4 protein-coding genes are annotated in these 4,040 nt (G+C 67.0%); all 4 read left to right on the top strand.

The window, feature by feature from the left end; all coding sequences use genetic code 11:
* Positions 1-942 (top strand): imelysin family protein (locus AC1DWI_RS15570; RefSeq protein ID WP_477725165.1); only part of this gene is annotated, 942 nt, incomplete at its 5' end.
* A gap of 24 nt (positions 943-966) precedes the next feature.
* Positions 967-2,412: a di-heme oxidoreductase family protein gene (locus AC1DWI_RS15565; protein WP_477725164.1), complete on the top strand. Its 1,446-nt coding sequence runs from the start codon at positions 967-969 to the stop codon at positions 2,410-2,412.
* Positions 2,413-2,417: 5 nt separating this feature from the next.
* A complete protein-coding gene (locus AC1DWI_RS15560) occupies positions 2,418-3,515 on the top strand; it encodes an imelysin family protein (protein ID WP_477670164.1) in 1,098 nt (365 codons plus the stop codon).
* Between the two features lie 8 nt (positions 3,516-3,523).
* Positions 3,524-4,040, top strand: a 517-nt coding sequence (locus tag AC1DWI_RS15555; protein WP_477725163.1) for a DUF1513 domain-containing protein, incomplete at its 3' end; no start/stop codon positions are given.

Genomic DNA, 4,040 nt, shown 5'->3' with positions numbered 1-4,040 from the left:
CGCAAGGCCTGGCTGGACGCGCGCGAGTATTACGGCCAGACCGAGGCCTTCCGTTTTTACGGCGGCCCGATCGATGACAAGAACGGCCCCGAAGGCCGCATCAATGCCTGGCCCATGGACGAGTCCTATGTCGACTACGTGAAGGACGCGCCCAACGCCGGCATCATCAACAACCGCAAGGCCGTGATCAACAAAAAACGGCTGGCCAGCCTGAACGAGCGCAACGGCGAAGAAAACATCGCCACTGGCTGGCACGCGATTGAATTTTTGCTGTGGGGCCAGGACCTGAGCACCACCGGCCCAGGCAACCGGTCGTTTGAAGATTTTGTGGACGGCAAGAAACCCAACGCCGACCGCCGCCGCCAATACCTCAAGGTGGTGACCGAACTGCTGGTCGATGACCTCGGAATCCTCACCAAAGCCTGGGCGCCCACGTCGACCTCCTACCGCGCGAAGTTCGAGCGCGGCGGCATGGAGTCGGTGCGCAAGATGTTTGTCGGCCTGGGCTCGCTTTCGCGCGGTGAACTCGCCGGTGAACGCCTCGAAGTCGCCCTGGCCAGCCAGGACCAGGAAGATGAGCACTCATGCTTTTCCGACAACACGCACCGCGATGTGGTGAACAACGCCAAAGGCATCCAGAACGCCTGGCTGGGCCAGTACAAGCGCGCCGACGGCACGACGCTGGCCGGCCCGTCGCTGCGTGACCTGGTGGCGGTGAAAAACCCGGCACTGGCAGACCGCACCAGCAAGCAGATCGCAGCATCCGTCGCCACCGCCGAAGGCATTCAGGCACCGTTTGACCGCGAAATCGTCGGCGCCAAAGACGCACCCGGCCGGCTGCGCGTGCAAAAAACCGTCGACAGCCTGGTGCAGCAAAGCAAGGACCTGGTGGAAGCCGCCAACGCCGCCGGCATCACCAAGCTGACCCTGGTCAAACCTTAAATGGCCGACGCTGCTTCGTCCCGGATGGTCGCGCGCCCTGCGCGTGTAGTGCTTGCCTGCATGGCCGCAGCGGGACTGGCAGGGCTGGCCTTCTGGGCGTCGGCAGGGCCGGGTGCGCAAGCCGGCACGGCGCCCGACGACGAGAAAACCGGCGGCGACACCACGGTGTTTGCCACCGGCCACAACGCGTTTTCATTTCCGCTGGCCAACCTGGGCGACGAGGAACGCACGCGTTTTGTCATCGGCAATTCTTTCTTCAAGCGCAACTGGGTGCAGGCGCCCTCCTCCACCACCGCGCGTGACGGCCTCGGCCCGCACTTCATCGCCCGCTCCTGTGGCGGCTGCCATGTGCAGGACGGGCGCGGCGCACCGCCCGACTTCAACCGCGGCCTGGCCGACCAGCCGGTCGGCCTGCTGCTGCGCCTGTCGGTGCCGGGCAAGGACGCGCACGGCGGGCCGCTGCCGGACCCGGTATACGGCGACCAGTTTTCCAATTTCGCGGTGCAGGGCGTGATGCCCGAGGGGCAGATATCCCTGCGCTACGACGTGGTGCGCGGCAAGTTCGCCGACGGCACACCCTACCAGCTGCAAAAGCCCCGCTACGGTTTCAGCAAACTCAACTACGGCCCGATGGCCAAAGATGTGATGGTGAGCCCGCGCATCGCGCCGCAGATGGCCGGCGTGGGTTTGCTCGAAGCGATTCCTGAAGCGGAAATCCTGCGCAATGCGCGCGAGCAGGCCGCCTCCGACAGTCCGGTGCGTGGCGTCGTCAACCAGGTGTGGGACGCGCCGACGCAGCAGATGCGCACAGGCCGCTTCGGCTGGAAGGCCAACGTCGCCACGCTGGCGCACCAGACCGCCGGCGCCTTCCTCGGCGACATGGGCATCACCTCGCCGGTCTTTCCGAAAGAGACATGCACGGCCGCCCAGAAAGACTGCCTGGCGGCGCCGCGCGGCGCACAGGGCAAGGCGAGCGAGATTGACGAAAAAACATTCAATGACGTGGTGTTTTATGAAACCACGCTGGCACCGGCGGCACGCCGCAATCCGCGCGATGCCCAGGTGGTGCGCGGCCAGAAACTGTTTGCCCAAGCGCAGTGTGCCGCCTGCCACCGCCCGAGCTACGTCACCGGCGAAAGCCCGTTTCCGCGGCTGGGCAGCAAGGCCGTGCAAGGCCAGACCATCTGGCCCTACACCGACCTGCTGCTGCACGACATGGGCGAAGGCCTGGCCGACGGCCGGCCCGACTTCCTGGCCGATGGCCGCCAGTGGCGCACGCCGCCGCTGTGGGGCATCGGCCTGGTGCCCGACGTGAACGGCCACAACCGTCTTCTGCACGACGGCCGCGCGCGCGGCGCGCTGGAAGCCGTGCTGTGGCACGACGGCGAAGCCAAAGCCAGCAAGGACAAAGTCCTGCGGATGAATGCGCAGGAACGCGCCGCGCTGGTGAAATTTCTCGAGTCGTTATGAGCCTCATGAATACGCTTCGCCCTCCATGCCGGCCTGCCCTGCTGGCTGTAGCTGGCGTGCTTTCCCTGCTGGCCTGCGGCGCCCTGCACGCGCAAACCGTCGCGCCCAACGTTGCCGTGCCGTTCTATACGGCGGGTGATTTCATGCGCGGCGTCTATCGCTTTTGGTACGCGCCGCAGGCCGCTGCGTTTGCCGAACAGGCCGGTGCCTTGCCGTCAGCGGTCTCTGCGGTGTGCGATGCGAATGCAGACACTGCCGCTGCCCGACTGGAGCAGGCCCGCGATCGCTGGAAAACCACCGCGCTCGCCTGGGACCGCTTGAGCGGCGTGCAAATCGGCCCGCTGGTGCAGCGGCGCTCCGCGCGGCAGATCGACTTTTCGCCGACGCGGCCCGAGCTCATCAAGCGGGCGATTCAGTCAGCGCCGCAAGATGCCGCCGCGATGGAAAGCATAGGCACGCCGGCCAAGGGCTTGCCGGCGCTCGAATGGCTGCTGTGGAGCCAGCCTGTTTCGTCGTCAGTACCCGACATGCCGGCGTGCCGCTACGCCGTGCAGGTGGCTGCCGATATCCAGCGCGAAGCTGACACGCTGGCCAAAGCCTTCGGCGAGCTGGCAGCGCGCCAACCCGGCGAATCGGAAGAAAGCAATGGGCCGGCGATGAGCGAGCTGGTCAACCAGTGGACCGGCTCGCTGGAACGCCTGCGCTGGGCCGAGATGGAAAAGCCCCGCATGGCCGGGGCGCAAGGTAACCGCAACGCCGCTTATGCGCGCAGCGCCAGCGGCCAGACTGCAGCGCGCTGGGCCGCGCAATGGCAGGCGCTGCGCACACTGGGCGCGTCACAGGCGCGTGAAGCACCGCTACCCGGTGCCGGCCTGGCACCGCTGGAAACCTATTTGCGCGGGCTCGGSCGCAACGAGCCGGCCAACCAGCTCGCGCAAGCGGTGAACAAAGCCGACAAAGCCATGCAAAGCGCATCGCCCGTCAACAAGGCCGGCATGGGCAGCGCCGGGCGTTCACTGGCCGACCTGAAAAAACTCGCGGAAGCCGACATCGCGCCAGCGCTGGAAGTGAGCATCGGCTTTTCAGACGCCGACGGCGACTAGGAATTTGCATGAATAAGGCTGAGGCCCTGACAACACTGCGGCGCCGGCAATGGCTGGTGCTGGCAGCGGCCGGCACCAGCGCCTGGCTCAGTCCCGCCCTGGCAGCTGCCGTCACCGCCACTACTCGGCCGCAGCAGCTGGCCGCCGTCTGGGAGGCCGCGCACGGCTACCAGGTCGGTGTGCTGGCGTATCGCAGCGCCGCGCTCCGGGTCAGCGCCGCACTCGACGTACCGACGCGCGCCCATGGTGTGTGGGTTGAGCGCAGCGGCACGCTGCTGGCGGTGGCCCGCCGGCCGGGCGACTGGCTGCTGCGCTGGAAGCCCGAAGGCGACGGCACCGGCCAGGCCATCGCCTGGGGTTGGGCCGAGCCCGACCGCGCCTTCAACGGCCACGTGATCGCCAGCCCCGACGGCAAAACGCTCTACACCACCGAAACAAACCTCGAAACCGGCGAAGGCCTGGTCGGCCTGCGTGATGCCGCCACGCTGGAGAAATTGGCCGAATGGCCGACCCACGGCATGGACC

Source organism: Polaromonas sp. P3_C2 (assembly GCF_056402675.1).
The sequence above is the reverse complement of the archived record's forward strand: the minus strand, read 5'-3'. Positions and strand labels throughout refer to the sequence as shown.